The sequence below is a fragment of the Yersinia aldovae 670-83 genome, from assembly GCF_000834395.1.
Taxonomy (GTDB): domain Bacteria; phylum Pseudomonadota; class Gammaproteobacteria; order Enterobacterales; family Enterobacteriaceae; genus Yersinia; species Yersinia aldovae.
On the sequence record NZ_CP009781.1, the window covers coordinates 1246965 to 1272546 of the forward strand.

Here is a 25582-nt window from a genome sequence, read left to right on the forward strand (position 1 = left end):
CCGCTCTATGTAAGGAAAGTGACCGATAAGCCGCAGTTTACACCTACCGCTTAAGTGCCACAATCCAACCACATCGTAAGTGCGGTTAATTACGGCGTTTTACTGTCTTGTTGCTGGCTTCCCAGCAAGGTACGTAGCCCGGCTGATTTATTGTTAATCTCTTGCCATTCCTGCTCTGCGTCAGAACCTGCCACAATACCGGCTCCGGCATACAGATGAACCTTTTGATCCTCTACCCAGGCAGAACGCAGCGTGACACTGAATTCAGTTTGTTTTAAGGAAAGATAACCCGCAGAACCGGCATACCAGCCACGCGAGATTGGCTCATGTTCGGTAATAAACTGCCGGGCAACATTACGCGGTAGACCCGCCACTGCCGCCGTCGGCTGTAGACGTTGCAGACAATCGGTATCGCTGGCATGGTTGAGCTGCGCATGAATACAGCGGCGCAAGTGCTGCACTTTACGCAGACGGATGATTTCTGGTGGCATCACATCAACGGCGGCGACACCACCCTGCAATCGCTGGCAGATATCATCCACCACCAACAAGTTTTCACGCTGATTTTTTTCATCATGCATCAACCAATCAGCCAGTTCTGCGGCTTGCTGATGGCTTGGTGCGTTGGATACGGTTCCCGCCAATGCCTCAGTTTCCAAATGCAATTGCTGACGCAGATAGAGACGCTCAGGGCTGGAACCCAAAAATGCCCGCTGCGCATCAAAACGTAACATAAAGTGGAAACAGTGGTGGTTAACCTGGCGGCTGGCAGCCATAAATGCGCCACAGGAGAGAGGCTTATCCAGCGTAAGTTGGGTGGCGCGCGCCAATACCACCTTCTCCATCTTCTGCTGCTCAATGTCATCCAATGCATGTTGAATCAGGCGACTCCACTGCGGATATTCCGGCATATGGCTGGCATGTCGTACTTGAACATCCAATGCAGCCAATGGTTTAGCCGCCACCAGTTGATCGATAAAGGTCATCGCACGCAGCGCATCTTGATGCAGGGAAAAGTCACTCGCCAGATTGAGCGTTAAGTAAGTTTGCTCACCGCGGCGTAATATCTCAATGCGTGGTAGAAACAGGAAGCTGGGCTGAACCGGTTGTTCAGCACCGTTGTGCCCGTGAACAATTACAGGTTCAAATGCATTCAAACCCCAAATGCGTAATCCACCGGCATCCCGGTTCTGCTGAATAAAATCATCAGCCGATTGCATATCATTGAAAATCTGAGTTTGACCACAGACTGCGGCCTCTTCATGGCCTTCGCGGTGACGCCAGTAAAATTGCGGGAAATGGCATTGTGCGGCCAGCCACTCTAACAGTTGGCTACCGATTCGGCCCGGTGCAGGCACGATAATTTGCCGGATACCTGCCTGGTCAGGGAAACCGGCGCGTAACTTCTGCCGTAATTCCCCCAGCAAACCAGAAAGTTGTTTCACGACCACCTCGGTAAATCAACAGAAAGAGTGGGATTATACGGGGCGTGAATAATAAGAAAAGTCAGATTCAAAAGTTATTGTTAGTTATCACACTAATATTTGATATTGATGGTTTTGTATACTCAACATGGGGTATCCGGCAGTGCAAATTCAAATTTGTAAACCTGAATGAATAATTAAGGGGCCGCAGCCCCTTGGGTTCGATCACCTATCTCAACGCCGTGCGATCAGTAACCCGACAACCAACCCGACAGTTGCGCCAATCCCCACGCTGCACCAAGGTTTATCGCGCACATAATCATCGGTACAACACGCAAGCTCTTTCGCCCGTTTGATATAGCATTCACTGCGGCCATTCAAACGGTTCTGAACCTCCTTTAAGGCTTTCTCCGCGCGTGCCTTAATCTCTTTATAACTCTCATCCGCGACATCTCCGGAAGCACGAAGCACCTCCTCCAGCGTATCGGTTAGCATAGTCAGATCGTCGTCCAACGAGGTTTGCTGTTCTTTATCTCGGTTCATGTGGGTTCTCCATGAGTAAAAAATGCATCCTCTAAGCATAGTCGAAGATAACCGGGGGAATATTGATTCAGGGCTAAGAAGGGATTTTCAGGATTAATCTGTATCGCAAATAGCTTGGGTGATTAAGGGGAGTTAAATTCCCCCATGACGACAGATAGATAACTGAATATACCCGCAATCAGACCCGATGCTGTAATGACTAAATGAGTGTCAGCTAATCAATATCGGCCCCGGCGGAGGAGGCCAAAGGCGCAGTATTCTCTCGGCCACGCCGTGCAGCCAGCCACAACCCGCTGTTCTTCATTGCATAACCAAACACGACACCGACTAACAGAGAAACAATCACCAGTTTCCAATTACCATTACCGGCAAAGGTAGCGCAAGCACCGATAAAAGTGCCGGGTACAAACGATAACCACTGCTGGCTGGCCTGAATGCACATCAAAAACGCGACAACCCCCGTTAAGACATAACCCAGGATCGCCCATTCAGGTTGTAATGCACTGCCCTGAATAACCATCATCGCCCAGAATACTCCGCTCAGGCAGGTTAGCAGCGTGATCAGCAACCCTTTTAAGCCACCTTGTGGGCAGGCAAAATAGGCCGTACAGCCAAGGAACCCTGCCCAACTGATTAGCCCTAAGCTGACTGCAACCCAACCCCAAATCCCCGAGAGAATGCCAGTGGTGATAGCAATCATCAGAATAATGTTCATCCGCGTTACCTGCGCAAAAATCGTTAGATAGAATGTCTATTGAGTGAAAGTTGCGCAGTTTACCTGAAATGAGAGAGATTTTAGCGATTAGAATCACATTTAAAATGATTTGATTTGTTTAATTACATCAAATTTGTGGTTAAAGTCACAAAAACACCATACTCAATAGATTTTGAGTTGCAGGCCGGTGGCAATGAAATGAACCCAAGGAACAGAGATAACTCAATACCTTGGGTGAGTAATGGCTGCCAACCTCCCAGTATCTTGAAAAGATAAGCGGGATATCATCGGTCAAAGATAATACCATTGCGTTTATTCTGAATGCCGTTTACCGACTGAAAAGGCTCCAGTTGCACCAAACTATGGACGTCAAGAAAGTATTTTTCACGGAAAAACTCGTAATAATTTTTAGCACATGATGAGATATCATCTTCAGTAAGATTTTCATTGATACTCAATAAACAATTCTTAACATCTTTATAAATCTGGCTACTCTTCAAATCCAACGTTTCATCTGTCGCTAAATATTCTCTTTGTATCTCTACAGTGGTTTTTTTCTTCTCCCCATTATTTTCACGGTGATCGTTAGACAGTATTTTTGACGTCATCTGTCGCTGATACATCACGCTAATGGCAGGATCGAGTATGGTTTTAGAAATCATCCTATACGCACTGGATTCTGGATCAATAGAAGAGGGAAGACCTTTAGCCGAAGCAAAATTGCTACGACTAACGCTAGCTCTTACCTCCTTAATCACGTTATCAATAAGTTGTTCGTTTGGTAATTTCTCTTTCTCACAATAACATCTATAATAAGAATCAGTAATTCTGTGCAATACATCTATGTTTGGTTGATTGCTGTGAATATGTAACTTAAGAAAACTACGTGCATTATTTACAACATCGCCTATAACACTTGCAATAGGGCCTATACCTAAACGGTCTTTAGCACCATCTTTTTTATTAGTGGTTAAGCCTAAGATATAAGATACTAACGAAAGAGTACTTTCTTGTTTTTTAAGCTCTTCATTACCATTCCAGTGTGGCGAATTAATCTTCATATCTGCGATGGCGTCAATTTCTGCCTGTACCCCTCTTGCTACGAACTTCCTCAATACTTCTTCACAAAGCTCAGTGCGCCTAATGTCTTTAACTTTTTCTTTTTCTGGGTTATATAATATGCTCTCCTCGACTCTCAACCGCGACAGATCGACCAAAAATACACATAAGGCATCGCTGCGTTTACCTTTATTGGCTTGAGCTTCCCACAATACATGATTGCGATGATTTTCACTTTTATTTATTTCATCCCAAAGCTGCATATAAATAGAGGAATTTTTGCCATAATCATCATTGTAGTTAAACACTTTTTCCAACTCAGAAATAATATTATCTAAGTTCTTTTCTTCAAAACAGTTAAAGTCTATTTGCTGGGGTTGTTTTATTTTTGATGATTTGGTTTCGGAAAAATTATTTGATAACCTTTTTATATTACTAAATATATTTACAGCAGGGAGAATATGATGTGTCATGATTACCTTCGTTTATGGCGCGCCTAATATTGCGATAAATATCGCCCGATGAATAATTAATTTATTATTTAGATAAACTCAGGATAAGTGTTTAATAAGGGTATCAAGCTGAGTAAGTTCTGCAAGTTTTGTCTCAGGTAAACTACGAGCTTCATACGCCATTTTTTGAACTTTTCTTTTAATACTTATCGCAATATCATCTGGAAATGTCACTTTACACCCTTCGGGTGAAAAGACATATTTAGCAATCTCATCAATACAGGTTGTAATTAACCCATCCAAAGAGAATATTTCATTCATCTCATGGGGCATTTTAGTACAAAGAAATCGAATCGCCCTATCTGAAACAATAGCATTAATGTCAGGCTGTTCGTGGTTATCTTTGATACAAGCAAGCATTGCACTGGTTAACGGGTTTTCATTAGCCCATTGTCCACTATTGATATCTGATGGCGCTACGGCAGTAAACTCTTTTACAATTAACTCGGTAAGAATTAAATTACCTTTTATTTGATAATCACTTTCATGCATTCCTGTACCTCCTTTCAAGCAACTATATTGTTTACTTATTCTTTCTTGCAGTTCTTGTGAATATATCAACGCAGTGATATTAGCTTTATCTTTTTTATTTATTATCGGATTACTGGTATAAGCATAATTTTTATTTTTAATATAATAGGCATTTTCAATCATAAGTACATTGAACACTTCATTTTCTTTACTTTTATCGAGTGAAGAATTGATGGCTTTCATATCACCAAAAAAAACATTATCAGAGCATATCGAAACTTCGCCAGATATCAATTTACCGGAATGCAGAAAAGGTGTTTTTTTATGCAAATCGCCAGTACCCAGTGCCAGCGAGGGAAGACTAAAACATGACATACATACCCTTAAATATTGAGCTAGAGAATCAGTTATCAATATATCCAGATAAAACATATTTCACATTCAGGCATTTACCCCATATCAAATTAGATAACCTTAGATAGCTTATAAAACAAACCCCCCTGCCAGGGTTGCTGACAGGGGGTTAGAATCGCCGTTTTAACGCTGTTTACAGTAGGGGTTGCGCCATCTGAACCAGCGTGATCAACGGCTGCGGGTAGATACCCAAGAACAGCACCAGAATCGCGGAAATCAGCACCACTACACCACCGGCAGTCAATGCCCAGTTGCTTGGTGTGTCACGCACCAGTGTTTCCGGCGCACTCAGATACAAGCTCACCGTCACACGCAGATAGTAATACAGGCCGATGGCACTGCCCAATACCACGGCACCGGTCAACCACCACAGGTTGGCGCTGACACCCATTGCCACGACAAAGAACTTACCAATAAAGCCCAAGGTCATTGGGATACCGGCCAGTGACAGCATCATCACTGTCATCACCGCCGACAGAATCGGTTTATGCCAGAACAACCCGCGATAAGAGAACAGTGATTCCGCATCCGGGCCATTGTACGGGCTGGACATCAAGCTGACCACACCGAAAGCCCCCAAGCTACTGAACAGGTAACCAGCCAAATAGACGCCGACGGTTTCCAGTGCCAACTGATGAGTTTGCACCGCCACCAACGCAATCAGCAAATAGCCAAGATGCGCGATAGAGGAATAACCCAGCAGACGCTTGATGTTGGTCTGGCTGATAGCCATCAGGTTACCAAACAGAATCGAGGCCACAGCAATCAGCGAGAGCACTAAACGCACCGCTTCACTGTCAGCGGCTGGCGCATACAGGAATAAGCGCATCACCACGGCAAAGATGGCAATCTTACTGGCGGTTGCCAGAAAAGTAGATACCGGGGCAGGTGCGCCCTGATACACATCCGGCGTCCACAGTTGGAACGGCACCAGCGATAACTTAAAGCCAAGACCAACAATCATCATCCCCAGACCGGCCAGGATCAGCGGTTGGTGAATCATGGAGTCACTCAGGCTTTTGCCCAGACCAGCGAATGACAAACTACCAGACTCCGCATACAACAGCGCCATACCAAACAGCAGGAATGACGATGCCGCCGCCGACAGCAGCATGTATTTGATACTGGCTTCCAGTGAACGCTTCTGGCGATAGGCATAACCAATCAGGCCAAACAGCGGCAGGGAGATAAGCTCAATACCCAGGAACAGCGACGCCAGATGGTTAGCACTGGCTAACAGAATGCCGCCCATGGTGGCAATCAGCACCAACAGGTAGAACTCTTCACGGTTATCCGGATAGCCATTGAGCCAAGGATAAGCAAAGGTGCTGGTCGCCAGACTGGCAACAATCACCAGCCCGGTGTAGAACATCGCATAGCCGTCAATCCGCATCAGCGGCGTGACATCCATCGGCCCAACCTGACCGACAAAATAGAGTGACAGCAGCGCCAGGTTAAGCCCGATAACCGTCAGGGTGGCGTTAATAAAGTGATCGCGTCGCCACGCAATGGACAGCATCACAACCACCACCGTCAATCCGACGATCAACAGCGGTAGCATTGCGATCAGTTGTTGAGGAGTTATTGTCATGGCGAATTACGGCCTTGTTGTTGGAATAGATGAAGCATTGAACCATTGCTGTACATTACTCATCGCAGCATGAGATGTGTCGAGAATTGGCTGCGGATAAACCCCCAGCAATACTAACAACACCACTAACAGCAGGATGATAGACAGTTCCCTTGCACTCATGCCCGGTAATGCTTCTTCAGATTTTGGCGCGCCGTAATAAGCACGCTGCATCATAATCAGCGAATAAACCGAAGCAAAAACCAGCCCAAAAGTAGCAATCACGGTAATCACCGGAACCACCTGGAAGCTGCCAAACAGGATCATAAACTCGCCGACGAAGTTACCGGTGCCCGGCATCCCCAATGTTGCCACCGCGAAGAACAGCGATAGCGCAGGCAAGTATTTGATTCGACCCCACAGGCCGCCCATTTGACGCATATCACGGGTATGCAGGCGCTCATATAATTGGCCGCAGATGATGAACATACCGGCGGCTGACAGGCCGTGGGCAATCATCTGGATAACCGCGCCCTGGTAAGCCAGTTGGCTGCCGGTATAGATGGCAATCAACACAAAGCCCATGTGCGATACGCTGGTGTAAGCAATCAGGCGTTTGATATCGGTCTGGCAGAAGGCCATCCACGCACCGTAGAAGATACCGATGACACCCAGCCACATGGCGATTGGCGCAAACTCATGCGAGGCATTCGGGAACAGCGGCAGACTAAAACGCAGCAAACCATAAGCTGCGGTTTTCAGCAAAATCCCCGCCAGGTCGACAGAACCTGCCGTTGGTGCCTGACTATGCGCATCTGGCAACCAACCGTGCAATGGCACCACCGGCATTTTTACCGCGAACGCGATAAAGAAGCCCAGCATCAGCAGCCATTCCACATTGTGGGACATCGGGGTTTTCAACAAATCTTCATAGTTGAACGTCCAGATACCGGTGGCGTTGTAGTGCACGAACACCAGTCCCAGAATGGCAATCAGCATGATAAGGCCGCTGGCCTGGGTATAGATGAAGAACTTGGTGGCCGCCGCGATGCGGGTTTTACCGTCTGATGCTTTGTGACCCCACAAAGCAATCAGGAAGTACATCGGCACCAACATCATTTCCCAGAAGAAGAAGAACAGGAACATGTCGATGGCGAGGAATACGCCGATTACCCCACCCAGAATCCACAACAGATTCAGGTAGAAGAAGCCCTGATTGCGCTGAATTTCACGCCACGAACAGAGGATAGCCAGCACACCCAACAGGCCGGTCAGCACCACCATCAGCAGTGACAAACCATCTAAAGCCAGATGGAATGAGATACCAAACCGTGGGATCCACGGCAAGGTGAATTCTGACTGCCACTGCGGGATACCCGCCGGGTTCATCAGTGAATAGTTGCCCTGCACCCACAACTGCAAGGAGAGCACCAATGTCAGCCCCATCGCGAGTAGCGCTATCCAGCGCGGTACTCTGGTACCGAAGCGCTCACACTGCCAAGACAGTAAGCCGCCGATAAAGGGGATAAGAATTAGCCAAGGTAATAGCATGGCGTTTTGTGTCCCTAATTAAACGAAAAGCAACAGAGCCAGTACAACGACTGCACCCAAACCCATAGACGCGACATACCAACGCACCTGTCCATTTTCACTGAGCGTCAAACCACGGTTACTCCAGCGCGAAAGTATCGCCGGGGTATTCATCAGTGAGTTCAGCGGATCACGCTGTATCAGTTTTGCAATCCACAAATACGGACGGACAAACACGTTATGGTACAGCCAGTCGAAGCCCCATGCATGGAACCACCAGACCGTAAAGAAACGGCCCGGCGCACTTTGCGCGATGCTGTTGACCAGTTGACGTTTGCCCAGATACAGAAACGCTGCCAGTGCAATACCCATCACCACCAACACGCCGGAGAAGATTTCCAGCGGCATTTTACCCTCTTCACCGAAGTGAAGCTCAGGCAATACACCCGCCAGCGGTGGTGTTATCAGCGCGCCAACAAATGTCGATAGCACCAGCAACACGATCAGCGGCAGGTTGTGAGTGATCCCTTTAACCGGATGCGCTTGGGTTTTTGGCTCGCCGTGGAACACAATGAAAATCATACGGAAGGTATACAGCGCGGTAAGGAATGCCCCAACCAGCCCGGCGACCATCAGATTGATATGGCCACTGGCCAATGCGCCCCACAGAATTTCGTCTTTACTGTAGAAGCCTGCGGTGACGATTGGCAATGCTGCCAGCGCCGCGCCACCCACCAGGAAGCAGATATACACCAATGGAATAGTCTTACGCAGACCACCCATTTTGAAGATATTTTGCTCGTGGTGACAGGCCAGAATCACTGAGCCAGAGGAGAGGAACAGTAACGCTTTGAAGAATGCATGAGTCATCAGGTGGAAGATAGCCGCATCCCACGCCTGAACGCCAAGCGCCAGGAACATGTAACCAATCTGGCTCATGGTAGAATACGCCAGCACCCGCTTGATGTCGGTCTGCACCAGTGCGGCAAAACCGGCCAACACCAAGGTTACCGCCCCGATGATCCCCACCAGATGCAAGACCTCTGGTGCCATCAGGAACAGGCCGTGAGTACGGGCAATCAAATACACCCCCGCCGTCACCATAGTGGCCGCATGGATAAGCGCGGAAACCGGTGTCGGGCCAGCCATCGCATCGGCCAGCCAGGTTTGTAACGGTAACTGCGCCGACTTACCCACTGCACCACCGAGCAACATCAGCGTCGCCCAGGTAATGGCGGTAGAACCCATTTCCAGTTGCTGCGGTGCCAATACCATTAGCTCACGAATGTTCAGCGTGCCCAGTTCCTGATACAGGATGAACAGCGCGATGGCCAGGAACACGTCACCCACACGGGTCACGATAAAGGCTTTCATCGCCGCCGCACCGTTAGCCGGATTGGTGTAGTAGAAACCGATCAGCAGGTAACTGCACAGACCCACACCTTCCCAACCCAGATACATCAGCATCAGGTTATCGGCCAGCACCAAAACCACCATACTGGCGATAAACAAGTTGGTGTAGGCGAAGAAGCGGGAGTAGCCCTCTTCTCCACGCATATACCAAGAGGCATACATGTGGATAAGAAAGCCCACGCCAGTGACGACAGACAACATGGTCAGCGACAAGCCGTCCAGTGTCAGAGTCAACGGAATGTTGAAGGTGCCGACCGACATCCAGTTCCACAGTGTTTGGTTAAACACCTGAACCCCGGTTGCCTTCTGACTGAGGAAATCCACGGCAACATACAGTGTCACCAGTGCCGTTAGACCAATCGAACCCACCCCGACAGTAGCAGAGGTATTTTCAGACCAACGCCCACGGGAGAATGCCAACAGCAAGAAGCCCAGCAGTGGCAGCAGAATTGTTAAATATAATAGGTTCATCCGCGCATCTCACTGACTGTATCGATATTCAGAGTATGACGGCGACGATACAACTGAAGCAGCAGTGCCAGACCAATACTGGCCTCAGCCGCCGCCAGCGTGATCGCCAGGATATACATCACCTGACCGTCAGCCTGACCCCAATAACTGCCCGCCACCACAAAGGCGAGCGCCGCTGCATTGATCATCACTTCAAGGCTTATCAGCATAAACAGCAAGTTGCGACGAATCAACAACCCTGTCAGCCCCAGCACAAACAGAATGGCCGCTAAAATCAGGCCATGTTGTAGAGGGATCATGCTTGTTCCTCCGTTTTTCTTTTCGCGCTATCACTTGCGCCCAGCACTTCACCCGGTTTGTGTTCACGCCCGATGTGGAAAGCAACCACCAGACCGGACAGCAGCAGCATTGACGCCAGTTCCACCGCCAGTACATAAGGGCCGAACAAGCTAATACCGACCGCTTTGGCATCGACCATCTCACCACTGATCCCCTGATCAGATACCGAGCTAATGGCATAAATTAGTACCGACAGCAGTACCAACGCTAAAATACCAGGGCCAATCCACAGGCTCGGTTTCAGCCAATCGCGCTCTTGTTGCTCGACATTGCCCAGGTTCAGCATCATCACCACGAACACGAACAGCACCATAATGGCACCGGCGTAGACGATGATTTCCAACGCACCGGCAAAGTAAGCCCCCAGTGAGAAGAACACGGCTGAAATAGCCAGCAAAGAGATAATCAGGTACAGCAGCGCATGTACCGGGTTGGTGTGAGTGATAACGCGAATAGTCGCCACCACTGCCACCAATGCTGCAATATAAAATGCAAATTCCATGGAAAGCGGCTCCTAAGGCATCAGACCTTTAACGTCAATCGGTTTGGCTTCGTTTTCGGCTTCGCCTTTCTGCTTGCCGTCTACTGCCATACCGGACATCCGGTAGAAGTTATATTCCGGATATTTACCCGGCCCCGAGATCAACAAGTCTTCTTTCTCATACACCAGATCTTGACGCTTAAATTCACCCATTTCGAAATCCGGCGTTAGCTGGATAGCGGTTGTTGGGCAAGCCTCTTCACACAAACCACAGAAAATGCAGCGGGAGAAGTTGATACGGAAAAACTCGGGATACCAGCGGCCATCTTGGTGCTCAGCTTTCTGTAATGAAATACAGCCAACCGGACAGGCAACCGCGCACAGGTTACACGCAACACAGCGCTCTTCACCGTCGGGGTCGCGCGTCAGCACGATGCGACCACGGTAGCGCGGTGGCAGGTAAACCGGCTCTTCCGGATACATTTGGGTTTCGCGCTTGTGGAAGGCATGAAGGCCAATCATCCACAGGCTGCGCACTTGGGTGCCGAAACCAACCACTAACTCTTTCAACGTCATGGTTCATTCACCCCTTATTGAGCGTTGTACAAAATGACCGCGGCCGTCGCCAGCAGATTCAGCAGGGTCAACGGCAGGCAAACTTTCCAGCCGAATGACATCACTTGGTCATAACGTGGGCGCGGCAAGGATGCACGGATCAGAATGAACATCACCATGAAGAAAGCCGTTTTCAGCGCAAACCAGATAAATGGCGGCAAGAACGGGCCTTGCCAACCACCGAAGAACAAGGTGACTATCAGTGCAGAGACAGTCACGATACCGATGTATTCACCGACGAAGAATAGACCGAATTTCATACCGGAATATTCAATGTGGTAACCATCGGCCAGTTCTTGTTCAGCTTCTGGCTGGTCAAAGGGATGACGGTGACAGACCGCAACACCCGCAATGGCAAAGGTCACAAAACCAAAGAATTGCGGGATAACATTCCAGACGTGCTCCTGAGAGTTAACAATATCCTGCATGTTAAATGAGCCAGCTTGTGCGACCACGCCCATCAAAGATAAGCCGAGGAACACTTCATAGCTCAGGGTTTGCGCTGAAGCACGCATCGCCCCTAACAGAGAATATTTGTTATTACTGGACCAACCGGCGAACAGCACAGCGTATACCGCCAGCCCCGCCATCATCAGGAAGAACAAAACACCGATATTGAGATCTGCAACTGCCCAGGTCGGGCTGACCGGGACGATAGCAAACGACAGCAGTAGCGAGGTAAAAGCAATCACCGGGGCTAAGGTAAAAATAGCCTTGTCGGAGAAGCGCGGCACCCAGTCTTCTTTGAAGAACATTTTGATCATGTCAGCCACTAGCTGCAATGACCCGCCCCAACCGACACGGTTTGGCCCGTAACGGTTCTGGAACAAGCCCAGCAAGCGACGCTCGCCGAAGCTCATAAATGCACCGCAAGTCACCACCACCAGCAGAATCACTACCGCTTTCAGGACGGAGATTAAAATCTCAATCAATTCAGGGGTAAACCAGCTCATAGTACTGCCTCCCGCAGATTCTCAACGCGCGCACCCACCATAATCGGCGAAATACCCGGTAAGCCAAGCGGCAAACCGACCTGCCCCTGAGCCAAGGTTTCACTCAAACGCACCGGTAGACGCAAGGTCTGACCGGCACAGTTGAACTCCACCAGCGTACCGAGATTAACCCCAAGCGCTGCGGCATCGGCGGGATTGACCATCACATAAGGCTCTGGCATCCGCTGTTGAATCACATCTGAACGCTGAGACATCTCTTCACTACCAAACAGATGATAGTACGGGGCAATCTGCCAGCTTTCGCTGTTGGCGGTAAAGGCCGCCGGTATCGAATCAAAGTAACCGAGCGTTCCCTCCCCTGCTTCAATCAAGCGAATACCCGGATCACCAAAGCGCAGCTTGCCGCCCACTTCAGCCTGGAATTTGTTCCATGCTTGCGGTGAGTTCCAGCCCGGTGCCCAGGCAAATGGGATCTGCTGACGGTCAGCCAGTGGGCTGTTGTTCCCTTCCATTGAGAAGGCAAACGGTGTGTCGATATCCTGCGGTTGGCGCGGTTCGTGTACACTGATATCCGCACGCATGGCAGTACGGCCACTGTAACGAATTGGTGAGCGAGCCAGTTTCTGACCACGGATACGGAAGCTGGCATCGGGTGCGGCTTCAACAATCCCTTGCAACTGCGGCAATGCGGCAACACAGGCGGCAATCACATGATCCAGTTGCGTCCAGTCCACATGGCGGCTGGTATAGGTTGAGTGCAGTGAATGCAGCCAACGCCAGCTTTCCAGCATAATGCTGTTGTTTTCCGGTTTTTTCGGGTCGTCATAATAGGTTGGGTCATACACCTGGAAGAAGCGCTGAGCGCGGCCTTCCTGATTGACCAGCGTTCCATCACTTTCAGCAAAACTGGCCGCTGACAGAATCAAGTTCGCTTTATCCATAATGGCGGTGCGTTGATGATCAACCACAATCAGGTTGGCCACTTTATCCAATGCCGCATCAACTTTATCTTTCGCTGCATGGCGATAGAGATCGTTTTCCATCACGATAACGCTATCAGCGTCACCCTGGGTTAACGATTCCAGCGCGTGATCCAGAGAACCGCCGCCGATCATAGCAAGACCGATGCTGTTGGCTGCACTGGCAACAAAGGTAATACCGACGTCTGAACCACGGCCTTTCAGGGCTTTCGCCACGTTAGCGGCCGCTTCAATGATGGCATCGCTGCCAGCACTGCTGCCGGTAATAATCAGTGGTTTCTTCGCACCCGCCAAGGCTTGTACGATGATATCCACTTTGCCTTTCAGCTCTTTCGCTAAATCATCCACGGCTGGCGCAGATTCATCCAATGCATGCGCAATGGCGAAACCTAACCGGGCCTGATCATCCACTGGCGCACGGTAGTTCCATGCCGCGATATCATCCATACGGGTGTTATCAACGTTGGTGATAAACAGCGGGTGTTTAGCGTGCTGACCGATGTTCATGATGGCAGCAATCTGCCAGTCAGCGACTTTCTGTGCCGCCGCCATTTCACGCGCTTTGCCTTTCACCGCCTGACGAACAGACAGCGCGATTCGTGCACCGGTCTGGGTCAAATCTTCACCCAGAATCAGCACGGCGTCGTAGCTTTCAATTTCGCGTAATGCTGGCGTGTAGATACCGCCTTCGCGCAGCACTTTCAGCATCAATTGCAGGCGTTGTTGCTCGCTGGCGGCGATACCGGTATAGAAGTTTTCCGCTCCTACCAGTTCACGCAACGCAAAGTTGCTTTCCAAACTGGCGCGAGGTGAACCGATACCAATGGTTTTCTTCGCCTGACGCAGAATATCCGCCGCCCCCTGCATCGCCTGTTCAGCGTTCAGGTGGATCCAGTCATTGCCACGCAATTGCTGCGGCTGACGTGGGCGGTCTTTACGATTGACGTAGCCATAACCAAAGCGGCCACGGTCACACAAAAAGTAGTGGTTGACGCTGCCGTTATAGCGGTTCTCGATGCGGCGCAATTCACCGTAGCGTTCGCCAGGGCTGGTGTTACAACCCACGCTGCACTGCTGGCAGATACTTGGCGCGAACTGCATATCCCATTTACGGTTATAACGCTCGGAGTGGGTTTTATCAGTGAATACCCCAGTCGGACACACTTCTACCAGGTTACCGGAGAACTCGCTTTCCAACGTGCCGCTCTCAGTGCGACCAAAATAGACGTTATCGTGTGCGCCATAAACACCCAGATCGGTGCCATCAGCATAATCTTTGTAGTAACGCACACAGCGATAACAGGCGATACAGCGGTTCATTTCATGAGAGATGAACGGGCCGAGATCCTGATTCTGGTGAGTCCGTTTACTAAAGCGATAACGGCGGAAACTGTGGCCGGTCATCACTGTCATATCTTGCAGATGACAGTTACCCCCTTCTTCACAGACCGGGCAATCATGTGGGTGGTTAGTCATCAACCATTCAACCACACTCTCACGGAACGCTTTGGCTTCACCGTCATCAATGGAAATAAAGGTTCCATCGGTGGCCGGCGTCATACAGGACATCACCAAGCGCCCACGCGTGTCGTCCGCGTTTTGGTATTGCTTTACCGCACATTGGCGGCAAGCGCCGACGCTTCCCAGCGCCGGATGCCAGCAAAAGTAAGGAATATCGAGTCCCAGGGAGAGACAAGCCTGTAACAGGTTGTCGGCCCCGTTCACGTCGTATTCTTTGCCGTCTACATGAATCGTAGCCATATGCATGCTTCCAAATGACCTACCTTACGGCAGGCGTTAATCAAAAATTCTGACCCCCACGGCTAAACCGTGAGGGTATCTATGCTACCAGCGCTGCTTCAGCAAATTGTTCGGTTGAATACCGGCTATGGCTCGGGTGTTGCCATAGTCTTTGCTTGCGATCCCGGCTTCGAATTCTTCGCGGAAATATTTGATCGCACTTTGCAATGGTTCAACCGCGCCCGGCGCGTGAGCACAGAAGGTTTTGCCCGGCCCCAAGAAGCGGCAAAGCTGCTCCAGCGTTTCGATGTCACCCGGCTGACCTTCGCCGCGCTCCAGTGCGCGCAGGATCTTCACGCTCCACGGCAACCCATCGCGGCAAGGTGTACACCAGCCACAGGATTCGCGGGAGAAAAACTCTTCCAGATTACGCACCAGCGGCACCATACCAATTTCATGGTCGACTGCCATTGCCAATGCAGTGCCTAAACGGCTGCCCGCTTTAGCAATGTTTTCGAAGTCCATCGGCAAATCAAGGTGGTCGGCGGTCAGGAAGTCAGTCCCTGCCCCACCCGGCTGCCAGGCTTTGAATTTCAAGCCATCGCGCATACCACCGGCGTAATCTTCCAGAATTTCACGCGCCGAAATACCAAAGGGCAATTCCCACAGACCCGGATTTTTCACCCGACCAGAGAAGCCCATCAGTTTGGTACCGGCATCGTTACTTTTACCGGCGGTAATCCCCTGATACCATTCCACGCCATGCTCAAGAATGGCCGGAACGTTACACAGAGTTTCAACGTTGTTAACGCAGGTTGGTTTGCCCCAAACACCAGAAGATGCCGGGAAAGGCGGCTTGGAGCGGGGGTTGGCACGGCGGCCTTCCAGCGAGTTAATCAGTGCCGTTTCTTCACCGCAAATATAACGACCCGCCCCGGTATGAACAATCAGCTCAAAATCAAAGCCGCTGCCCATAATGTTTTTGCCAAGCAAACCCGCTTCAGTCGCCTCGCTAATCGCACGGCGCAAGTGCACGGCAGCTTCGATATATTCGCCACGCAAAAAGATGTAACCGCGGTAAGCTTTCAGCGCAAAGGCACTGATCAGCATTCCTTCCACCAACAAATGAGGCAATTGCTCCATTAGCAGGCGGTCTTTATAGGTGCCCGGTTCCATCTCATCGGCGTTACACAGCAGATAGCGGATGTTCATGCTTTCGTCTTTTGGCATCAGGCTCCACTTCAAACCGGTGGAGAAGCCAGCACCGCCACGCCCTTTCAGGCCGGCGTCTTTGACTAAGCTAACAACATCAGGTGCTGCCATGCCTTTTAAGGCTTTTTCCGCGCCGACATAGCCGTTTTTGCTGCGATATTCATCCAACCATACAGGCTGTTTATCATCGCGCAAACGCCAGGTCAGCGGGTGCATTTCCGGCGTGCGCACAATCTCTTTGGTAAAACCTGAGTGGGCTGTCATGGATATTGCTCCAGTAACTTCTCAATATCTTCAGGCTTCAGGTAGCTGTGCGTATCGTCATCGATCATCATGGTCGGGCCACGATCACAGTTACCCAAACAGCAGGTCGGCAGCAGCGTAAAGCGGCCATCAAAGGTAGTCTGACCTGGTTGAATGCTAAGTTTTTTCGAAATCGCGGCTTGAATGCCCTGATAACCGGTGATGTGGCACACCACGCTGTCACAGTAGCGGATCACATGACGCCCAACCGGTTGACGGAAGATCTGACTGTAGAATGTCGCCACACCTTCAACATCGCTGGCCGGGATACCCAACACTTCAGCAATGGCGTGAATCGCCCCATCCGGCACCCAACCGCGCTGTTTTTGCACAATTTTCAGTGCTTCAATTGACGCGGCGCGGGCATCTTCGTAATGGTGCTTTTCATGTTCGATAGCATCACGTTCTTCAGCACTCAATTCGAAAACTTCAACTGTGGTCGCCGGTTCAGCCGCATTGACTGCCAGACTTGCCACATTTTGGCTTTCGTTACTCACCTGAGTCTCTTTTTGGTTGCTCATAATTAGCGGTCCACATCAGACATTACAAAATCGATACTGCCCAGATAGACGATCAGGTCAGATACCAGGCTGCCACGGATAACCGAGGGGATCTGCTGCAAATGGGCATAACTTGGCGTACGTATCCGGGTGCGATAGCTCATGGTGCTGGCGTCACTGGTCAGATAGTAGCTGTTGATCCCTTTGGTCGCCTCAACCATCTGGAATGATTCGTTAGCTGGCATCACCGGACCCCATGAAACTTGCAGGAAGTGAGTAATCAGCGTTTCGATATGTTGCAGCGTGCGTTCTTTCGGCGGCGGAGTCGTCAGTGGATGGTCTGCCTTGAATGGGCCTTCTGGCATGTTTTTATAACATTGCTCCAGAATACGCAGGCTTTGACGCAACTCTTCCACTTTCAGCATCACGCGGTCATAACAGTCGCCGTTGTTACCGACTGGCACTTCAAAATCAAAGTTTTCATAGCCGGAGTATGGCCGCCATTTACGCACGTCAAACTCAACGCCAGTCGCACGTAAGCCAGCACCGGTCACACCCCATTCCAATGCTTCTTTGGCATTGTAGGCCGCAACACCGATAGAACGCCCTTTCAGGATACTGTTCTGCAACGCCGCTTTGACGTAGGAATCAAGACGTTTTGGCATCCAGTCAAGGAAATCACGCAGCAAACGCTCCCAGCCGCGTGGTAAGTCATGCGCCACACCACCAATACGGAACCAGGCTGGGTGCATACGGAAACCGGTAATCGCCTCAATCACGTCATACACTTTCTGCCGGTCAGTAAAGGCGAAGAACACCGGTGTCATTGCGCCAACGTCCTGAATGAAAGTACTGATGTACAGTAAATGGCTGTTGATGCGGAACAATTCAGACAACATCACGCGGATGGTTTTAACGCGATCCGGCACTTCTATGCCCGCCAGTTTTTCAACGGCCAGCACGTAAGGCATCTCGTTAACGCACCCGCCCAGGTACTCAATACGGTCGGTATAAGGAATGTAGCTGTGCCAGGACTGGCGTTCGCCCATTTTCTCCGCACCACGGTGGTGGTAACCCACATCTGGCACGCAGTCGACAATCTCTTCACCATCAAGCTGCAACACGATACGGAACGCACCGTGCGACGAGGGGTGGTTCGGGCCGAGGTTAAGGAACATAAAGTCCTCATTTTCGGTGCCGCGCTTCATGCCCCAATCTTCCGGTTTGAAAGTCAGTGACTCCATCTCCAGATCCTCTTTCTGCTTGGTCAGCACAAAGGGATCGAACTCGGTAGCACGCGCCGGGTAATCTTTACGCAGCGGATGCCCTTCCCAGCTCTGCGGCATCATGATGCGCGTCAGATGAGGGTGACCATCGAAGGTAATACCGAACATTTCCCAAGTTTCGCGCTCATACCAGTTGGCATTAGGGAAAATCTTGGTGGCTGTGGACACATGTAAGTCTTTTTCAGACAGTGCCACTTTCAGCATGATATCGCGGTTGCGTTCGATGGAAAGCAGATGATAGAAAACAGAAAAATCCGCATCAGGCAAGCCCTGGCGGTGGGTTCGAAGGCGTTCATCTACGCCATGCAGATCGAACAGCATGACATACGGCTTCGGTTGTTTTCTCAGAAATGACATTACTTCCAGTAATTGTTCACGCTTCACCCATACCACGGGCATCCCGGTGCGTGTTGCCTGAACAACAAAGGCCTCTGGCCCAAAACGGTTCGACAGTTCACTGATCACCGGATCATCAAGATGATCGCGGGTCTGCCATGCAGGCTGAGTGCTGTCGGACGTCGTTAAATCGGTCATTATTTATTTACCACACTGTTTTTTCACCACATTAAATGTGTCATTTTGTGGTCATTTGCCGCACACATGTTCTGGAAGGAAACGGTTCTCTCCAAAAACAAATCACTTACGCACCAGAGTCTTACGCCTAAAGACCGCGTTAGATTTCGTCAGGGGTGCGCAGGTTAGTTACTGCAATTCGTTCAGCATGCTTACGTTCTCTTTCTGGCTGCATATTGGCGCGGTAAACACCTTGATCACCGACAACCCAAGAGAGAGGACGGCGCTCTTTACCGATAGATTCCTGTAGCAGCAACAAGGCTTGCATATAGGCTTCCGGGCGCGGTGGGCAGCCAGGAATATACACATCTACCGGCAGGAATTTATCCACACCTTGTACGACAGAATAGATATCGTACATGCCGCCGGAGTTGGCACAGGCCCCCATCGAAATAACCCATTTTGGTTCCAACATTTGTTCATACAAACGCTGAATAACCGGGGCCATCTTGGTAAAGCAGGTACCGGCCACTACCATGAAATCAGCCTGACGCGGGGAGGCACGCAATACTTCTGCACCGAAACGTGCCACATCATGCACGGCGGTGAACGAGGTCACCATCTCCACATAACAGCAGGAAAGACCGAAGTTATACGGCCAAAGAGAGTTCTTACGCCCCCAGTTCACCATGTCATGCATGGCGTTCTCAAGTTTACCCATGTAAACACTACGGTGGACATGTTGCTCGAGAGGATCGCCGCTGACGGTTTCCTGAGTTTGCAGGGGGTAACGGTCGTTCTCACCGTTAGGGTCTATGCGGGTGAGCGTATAGTCCATGTTAATGCCTCGCTGTATTTATTGACCTATACCCTTTGTTCTTGGAGCCGCAGGGTTGTTAGCTGTGCGCCCTCACCCGAATCACTTACCTCGGTAAGCTTATCGGGGGTCGTTCGCTTGCTGCTTACCTGCAACACCAAGCTCTTTGGGTATATCTGGATGACTGCTGGCGTATTTGACTATGCTCGGTTTGCTCACACGGCGATTAGAACGCACAGGAGTCCAATCCAGAGCGCCAATACGCACCAGATAAACCAAACCAGCCAAGAGCACCAAAATGAAAATGGTTGCTTCGATAAAGCCGACCCAGCCACTCTCACGGATAGAGATTGACCAGGCGTACAAGTACAGGGCTTCAACATCGAAAATAACGAAGAACATGGCGACCAGGTAGAACTTGGCAGACAAACGCATACGCGCGGAGCCTACGGAGTCAATACCGGATTCATAAGGAACGTTTTTGGCACGGGCCCGAGCTCTCCCGCCCAGAAAGAACGCACCCAACAGCATCAAACCGCACAGTCCGATAGCGCCGATCAGGAATACAGCGAACGCCCAATGATGAGCGATAACTTCAGTGGTTGTTGACATACGCATTGCTTACTCATCAAAAGTGGTGTCGAACATCCTGCTCTTTAGTTGGCAGTTAGCGCACCACATCGATTCAAAGGGAAGGAATAAAAACCACACAAAACACACTGTCTTTACAACTATTTAGCCAGCGCTTTACTGTGGGCTTTTTACTCCTTTCAGTAACCTTTTGTCAACTTTGACAAAAGTAACTACACATTAATTTACAAACGCACGATCTTGCTTAACAAATGGTGCGAACTCGACAGCTAAATCGAGTCAGTCATTTATCAAGCCAGAACATACACATATAAACCAACGTGAATGTTTCATAATAACTATACCATTGTCTCAGGAATAACCGATTCTTCCACTCACTAGCTAGGGGTATTTTTTTGATCCAGAACACGTTTTGAGTGTTATTTCATGAATATCCAACATAGAAAGTTGTTTTCTTTCTTACATAAATAATGGAACGGCGTTTTGATAAAATATAAATGTACGAATGTAAGGGGAATATTGACCATTATTTTTATAAGGTTATCGCATTTTACTTTGTTCTGGCAAATGTGCGTTAGTAAAATAAACAACGCTTTTAATGGAAAATTAAATCGAAGGCTGACAAAGGCGTTATTTACTTGTCAGTAAATAAAAAAGCCCCTGTTAAACAGGGGCTTGGGATAATTAACAAGATGAAGTCGCTTAATTCTTTTCGTCGATTAGACGATCAGCAACAAGGGAGGATTTTGGTCCCACCAACAAGCCATGTTGATGACCGGTTTGCATCGCATCGAAAATGGCTAACGCCAATTCATTGTCACACCGGCTGTCTTTACACAATGCATAATGTGTTTCAGGCAAGCGCGGTAAGCCTTCAGTTTCCCCTAGCACACGTAAATCCGGACTCATCATTTCAATTGGTCTGGCAGTCACACCCAGCCCTGCTCTAACTGCCGCTCGGATGGCAGAAAGCGAAGAGGCTACATAGGCGATGCGCCATGCAATACCGGCTCTGGTCAGATGATCTAGTGCCATATCACGGAATGGGCTTGGCCCATCCATTACCACTAACGGCACTGTTTCACCTTTCTGGTACTGATAATCAGCAGAGCAATACCAAAGTGTCGGTGATGTTCTTAAAATTACGTGAGGATGGGTGTCAACTTTGGCTGTGGTAATAGCCAAATTCACTTCGCCGTCACTCAGCATATCAGCGATAAACTGGCTGCGTTTTACCCGCACATCTATCGCCAGTCGAGGATAAAGTGTGGCCACTCGGTTTAGCAAAAAAGGTAACAAAGTATCGGCAGTATCATCAGATGCGCCAATAATGAGTGAGCCTTCTATATTGCTGTACATAAGTGACGTACAAGCTTCATCGTTAAAACGTAAGATTTTTCTGGCATAACCAAGTAACTGGAGACCTTGTTCAGTCAATAATTTGTTACGCCCGTGGCGGGCAAATAACTCCTTACCGACTAGCTGTTCTAACCGTTGCATTTGTTGGCTTACTGCTGATTGAGTTCGGCAAACCGCTTCAGCTGCGACAGCAAAAGTATTTAAGTCAGCAACAGCTACAAAGGTTCTAAGCAGATCGAGGTCGAGATTAATTATCGGACGATTTGCATTTGTCATAGTGTATTCTTCACTTTTTTGAATTCTAACTTCAAACTACCCTGGTGTTTAACTCTTAGCGCCATCAATAAGGGACAACGCTAAGTATGACAGTACCCCACTCATTAGAGTAGGGCAAAAAATTTACTTATATTTCGTTACCGCTATCTCTTTTTAAAAAAATCTATTGGTCGGTTGATGCACTGATTTGTAAATAATGTCATGTAAATCAGCTAAATCTTCGATTAATGAAGATTTTTTCAGCTTTATTTACCTCGACTTTTGAAGATTTATAACGAGTTACCTGACGATTCTAATTAAATTTATGTCTTTAGCCCGCCATAAAATATCAAAAAATCTCAATATATCTCTGCACTCCATTTTATCTAATCCAATGAATTCAACGAATAGCATTTGTTTATCATTGATATAAAAAGCAGATAACATCAATTATTCTTAATAGTTTTCCTATTTACAAATTATGGATTATCGGCCCATTTATAATATGTATGATGATATAAGGAAGGTGATAAGGAGTGGCTTTATTAAAAATAGGCTATATCCAGGCTCCCCTCCCTTGAAAGGGCCTATTTTTAAGCTAGCAAAAAGCAGTAAATGCCGGTTAGACACCTTTTTTGTTAATGCCGAATCTCGCCAGAAAACGCTGAATAAAACTTCAGCCTAACTCATCAATTCAACATAACCGGTGGGTGTTGAGTGGCAAAAATAGCAGTCCCTCTCTTGGTTCTTTTCCGACGAAAATCATTTGCACTAAACCGCTGTATAGAACTTCAAAAATCAGCGGCGTCGGAGTACATTGGATGTCTTGCAGTGTTCCACGCTGAGGACACGCTTTTACCAGCAAAAGGCTCAATTTTTTATGTCCCCCATTGAGAAATCCAGCAAACTGGACAACGTCTGTTACGACATTCGTGGCCCGGTGCTAAAAGAAGCTAAGCGTCTTGAAGAAGAAGGTAACAAGGTTCTGAAACTAAACATCGGCAACCCTGCCCCGTTTGGTTTTGATGCCCCGGATGAAATTCTGGTGGATGTGATCCGTAATTTGCCAACGGCACAAGGCTATTGCGACTCCAAAGGCCTGTTTTCGGCGCGTAAAGCCATTATGCAGCACTATCAGGCCCGCGATATGCGTGACCTGACTGTCGAGGATATCTACATTGGAAACGGTGTTTCTGAGTTGATCGTACAATCCATGCAGGCGTTGTTAAACCTTGGCGATGAGATGCTGGTGCCGGCACCGGATTACCCGTTATGGACGGCGGCAGTGTCGCTTTCGAGCGGTAAAGCCGTACATTATATGTGTGACGAAGAATCCGGCTGGTTCCCAGATCTGGATGATATCCGCAGTAAAATCACCCCGCGTACCCGTGGGATTGTGATTATTAACCCGAATAACCCAACCGGTGCGGTCTACAGTAAAGAGCTGTTGCTGGAGATTGTCGAAATCGCCCGCCAAAATGACCTGATTATTTTCGCCGATGAGATCTACGATAAGATTTTATATGACGAAGCGCAGCATCATTCTATTGCGGCTCTGGCCCCTGATTTACTCACCATCACCTTCAATGGTTTGTCCAAGACTTATCGCGTGGCCGGCTTCCGTCAAGGCTGGATGGTATTGAACGGCCCGAAGAAACACGCCAAAGGTTACATTGAAGGCCTGGAAATGCTGGCATCCATGCGCCTGTGCGCCAACGTGCCAATGCAACATGCGATTCAGACTGCATTGGGGGGCTATCAGAGTATTAGCGAGTTTATTCAACCGGGTGGGCGTCTGTACGAGCAACGCAACCGCGCCTGGTATCTGATTAATCAGATACCGGGTGTTTCCTGTGTCAAACCTCAGGGCGCGCTGTATATGTTCCCGCGTATTGATGCCAAGCGCTTTAATCTACACGATGACCAGAAACTGGTATTGGATCTGCTGTTGCAGCAAAAAGTGTTGCTGGTACAGGGCAGTGCCTTTAACTGGCCATATCCAGACCATGTACGGATTGTGACATTACCGCGCGTGGATGAGTTGGAGATGGCGGTTGGGAAACTGGGGCGATTCCTTGAGACATATCATCAGTAAATGTTTTATTAGGGTTTGATTTGGTGATTAGTTCGGTTGAGATTTAATCATGTAATCGATTCGGTTGTTAGGGCAGATCGAATCATTTTTTCGGTTGATAATCCTTCAGTTATGACCTGACCACCGTAGACTCAACCGAGCAGGAGGGCAAGCCGGCCCTCCTGCTCCTGCGGCTTGCGCGAAATATTACTGCTATTCGCAGTCCCCTCCGGCAGCCGTTGGCCTTATCGAGCCAGCGCGAGTCGCTTCCTGCTCCAGCGCGCTTTTCGCCGCCGTCCATGGCGGCTCACTCGGGCCATCGTCTTTGTCGGTAATATTTCTGATTGCGCTCAACATCAAAAACCAATTCAAAACCCTGTTTTAGGTTTTGAAGTTTAAAAGCACATTTGAGCTGCCGAGTGAAGAATGAAGGTAGGACGCGAGGCATGGATGCCGAGCGAGGGCCGCTTGAGCATGGATGCGACAACACTGCGTAGCAGTTTTGAACAACGCTTGCGTTGGCCCGAAGGGTTGCCTCGAAGAGGCTATAATCGGCCCGGTCCGTCTGCGTAATGATGAGTGAGGGAACCCACGCAGTGGGCAAGCGATACGTGCGAAGCGCGGGATTCCACAAGGGGGCGCGCCCGCACCCTTTGGCGGTTGAGGCATTGGAGGTTAGATGAGCGATGAAGCTCTAACAACCGAACCTAATCACAAGACCGAATAACAACCGAAATAGGTTCCGATCAAATCCAACATCAACCAAAACCCAATCTGATATGCTATCCCCGGTTCTACCTTTAAAAGTCACAAAGAGAGAAAACTATGAGTCACTTCTTCGCTCACCTATCCCGCTTGAAACTGATCAACCGCTGGCCGCTGATGCGTAATGTCCGTACTGAGAATGTTTCTGAGCACAGTTTGCAGGTGGCATTTGTCGCTCATGCATTGGCTATCATCAAAAACCGTAAATTTAATGGCAATCTTAATGCCGACCGTATCGCACTGCTGGCGATGTATCACGATGCCAGTGAAGTGATCACCGGTGATTTGCCAACCCCTATCAAATATTACAACCCACAAATTGCGCATGAATACAAAAAGATAGAAAAAGTCGCCCAGCAGAAATTGATCGAAATGCTGCCCGCTGAGTTACAGCAGGATTTCCGCTGTCTGTTGGATGAACACTATTACAGCGAAGAGGAAAAAGCACTGGTTAAACAAGCTGATGCCCTGTGCGCTTATCTCAAATGTTTAGAAGAATTATCCGCAGGTAACAATGAGTTCATCCAAGCCAAAGCGCGGCTGGAGAAGACCCTCGCCATGCGTCAAAGCCCGGAAATGGATTATTTTATGGAAATTTTCGTCCCCAGCTTCAGCCTATCACTGGATGAAATCAGCCTCGATTCACTGGATTAAAGTTAAAGTTGAAGTTGAAGTTG

General features: G+C 49.1%; 21 protein-coding genes and 1 pseudogene. 2 read left to right on the forward strand and 20 right to left on the reverse strand.

The genetic code is table 11. The features are described from left to right. Positions 1–89 precede the first annotated feature (89 nt). From menF to rovM, 19 genes and pseudogenes are all read right to left on the reverse strand, one after another. Positions 90–1445, reverse strand: a complete 1356-nt coding sequence (gene menF / locus AT01_RS05755; RefSeq protein ID WP_042546437.1) for an isochorismate synthase MenF — start codon at positions 1443–1445, stop codon at positions 90–92. A 213-nt stretch (positions 1446–1658) separates the two neighbouring features. Continuing rightward, positions 1659–1967 carry a DUF883 domain-containing protein gene (locus tag AT01_RS05760; RefSeq protein WP_004704409.1) on the reverse strand — a complete coding sequence of 103 codons (309 nt, stop codon included), beginning with the start codon at positions 1965–1967 and terminating at the stop codon, positions 1659–1661. 214 nt (positions 1968–2181) lie between these two features. Then, complete coding sequence (locus AT01_RS05765) at positions 2182–2682, reverse strand: DUF1097 domain-containing protein (protein ID WP_004704408.1); 501 nt, start codon at positions 2680–2682, stop codon at positions 2182–2184. A gap of 284 nt (positions 2683–2966) precedes the next feature. Then, positions 2967–4214, reverse strand: coding sequence for a hypothetical protein (locus tag AT01_RS05770; protein ID WP_042546438.1), 1248 nt, complete (start codon positions 4212–4214; stop codon positions 2967–2969). 78 nt (positions 4215–4292) lie between these two features. After that, positions 4293–5099 carry a hypothetical protein gene (locus tag AT01_RS05775; RefSeq protein ID WP_042546439.1) on the reverse strand — a complete coding sequence of 269 codons (807 nt, stop codon included), beginning with the start codon at positions 5097–5099 and terminating at the stop codon, positions 4293–4295. Positions 5100–5271: 172 nt separating this feature from the next. Further along, positions 5272–6729: an NADH-quinone oxidoreductase subunit NuoN gene (gene nuoN / locus AT01_RS05780; RefSeq protein ID WP_042546440.1), complete on the reverse strand. Its 1458-nt coding sequence runs from the start codon at positions 6727–6729 to the stop codon at positions 5272–5274. Positions 6730–6735: 6 nt separating this feature from the next. Next, positions 6736–8259: an NADH-quinone oxidoreductase subunit M gene (nuoM, locus tag AT01_RS21615; protein ID WP_042546441.1), complete on the reverse strand. Its 1524-nt coding sequence runs from the start codon at positions 8257–8259 to the stop codon at positions 6736–6738. 18 nt (positions 8260–8277) lie between these two features. Then, positions 8278–10122, reverse strand: a complete 1845-nt coding sequence (nuoL, locus tag AT01_RS21620) for an NADH-quinone oxidoreductase subunit L (protein ID WP_042546442.1) — start codon at positions 10120–10122, stop codon at positions 8278–8280. After that, positions 10119–10421 (reverse strand): NADH-quinone oxidoreductase subunit NuoK, encoded by a 303-nt coding sequence (gene nuoK / locus AT01_RS05795; protein WP_032815102.1) that lies wholly within the window; start codon positions 10419–10421, stop codon positions 10119–10121. The genes nuoL and nuoK overlap by 4 nt, the downstream gene beginning before the upstream one ends. Continuing rightward, complete coding sequence (nuoJ, locus tag AT01_RS05800; RefSeq protein WP_042546443.1) at positions 10418–10963, reverse strand: NADH-quinone oxidoreductase subunit J; 546 nt, start codon at positions 10961–10963, stop codon at positions 10418–10420. Before nuoJ ends, nuoK begins: the two co-directional genes overlap by 4 nt. 12 nt (positions 10964–10975) lie before the next feature. Beyond that, positions 10976–11518 (reverse strand): NADH-quinone oxidoreductase subunit NuoI, encoded by a 543-nt coding sequence (gene nuoI, locus AT01_RS05805; RefSeq protein WP_004704400.1) that lies wholly within the window; start codon positions 11516–11518, stop codon positions 10976–10978. Between the two features lie 14 nt (positions 11519–11532). Further along, positions 11533–12510: an NADH-quinone oxidoreductase subunit NuoH gene (gene nuoH / locus AT01_RS05810; protein ID WP_042546444.1), complete on the reverse strand. Its 978-nt coding sequence runs from the start codon at positions 12508–12510 to the stop codon at positions 11533–11535. Continuing rightward, on the reverse strand, positions 12507–15251 hold the full coding sequence (gene nuoG / locus AT01_RS05815; RefSeq protein ID WP_042546445.1) for an NADH-quinone oxidoreductase subunit NuoG: 2745 nt from the start codon (positions 15249–15251) through the stop codon (positions 12507–12509). Before nuoG ends, nuoH begins: the two co-directional genes overlap by 4 nt. Positions 15252–15335: 84 nt before the next feature. Next, positions 15336–16706: an NADH-quinone oxidoreductase subunit NuoF gene (nuoF, locus tag AT01_RS05820; protein WP_042546446.1), complete on the reverse strand. Its 1371-nt coding sequence runs from the start codon at positions 16704–16706 to the stop codon at positions 15336–15338. Continuing rightward, positions 16703–17202: pseudogene (nuoE, locus tag AT01_RS05825) on the reverse strand (NADH-quinone oxidoreductase subunit NuoE). Before nuoE ends, nuoF begins: the two are co-directional and overlap by 4 nt. 66 nt (positions 17203–17268) lie before the next feature. Beyond that, positions 17269–19065, reverse strand: a complete 1797-nt coding sequence (gene nuoC / locus AT01_RS05830; RefSeq protein WP_042546448.1) for an NADH-quinone oxidoreductase subunit C/D — start codon at positions 19063–19065, stop codon at positions 17269–17271. Positions 19066–19204: 139 nt separating this feature from the next. Then, positions 19205–19882, reverse strand: coding sequence for a NuoB/complex I 20 kDa subunit family protein (locus tag AT01_RS05835; RefSeq protein ID WP_002210278.1), 678 nt, complete (start codon positions 19880–19882; stop codon positions 19205–19207). A gap of 99 nt (positions 19883–19981) precedes the next feature. Then, the gene (gene nuoA, locus AT01_RS05840) at positions 19982–20479 is read right to left on the reverse strand and encodes an NADH-quinone oxidoreductase subunit NuoA (RefSeq protein WP_042546449.1); all 498 of its coding nucleotides are present in this window, start codon (positions 20477–20479) and stop codon (positions 19982–19984) included. 675 nt (positions 20480–21154) lie between these two features. Continuing rightward, positions 21155–22087 (reverse strand): virulence transcriptional regulator RovM, encoded by a 933-nt coding sequence (gene rovM / locus AT01_RS05845; protein WP_004704388.1) that lies wholly within the window; start codon positions 22085–22087, stop codon positions 21155–21157. A gap of 859 nt (positions 22088–22946) precedes the next feature. On the opposite strand from rovM, the gene AT01_RS05850 reads away from it, so the two are divergent. Further along, positions 22947–24161: a pyridoxal phosphate-dependent aminotransferase gene (locus AT01_RS05850; protein WP_042546450.1), complete on the forward strand. Its 1215-nt coding sequence runs from the start codon at positions 22947–22949 to the stop codon at positions 24159–24161. 192 nt (positions 24162–24353) lie between these two features. Here AT01_RS05850 and AT01_RS22035 read toward each other — a convergent pair whose 3' ends face one another. Next, the gene (locus AT01_RS22035) at positions 24354–24497 is read right to left on the reverse strand and encodes a hypothetical protein (protein WP_167335163.1); all 144 of its coding nucleotides are present in this window, start codon (positions 24495–24497) and stop codon (positions 24354–24356) included. Positions 24498–24965: 468 nt separating this feature from the next. On the opposite strand from AT01_RS22035, the gene yfbR reads away from it, so the two are divergent. Beyond that, the gene (gene yfbR / locus AT01_RS05855; protein WP_042546451.1) at positions 24966–25559 is read left to right on the forward strand and encodes a 5'-deoxynucleotidase; all 594 of its coding nucleotides are present in this window, start codon (positions 24966–24968) and stop codon (positions 25557–25559) included. The last annotated feature ends 23 nt before the right edge of the window (positions 25560–25582 follow it).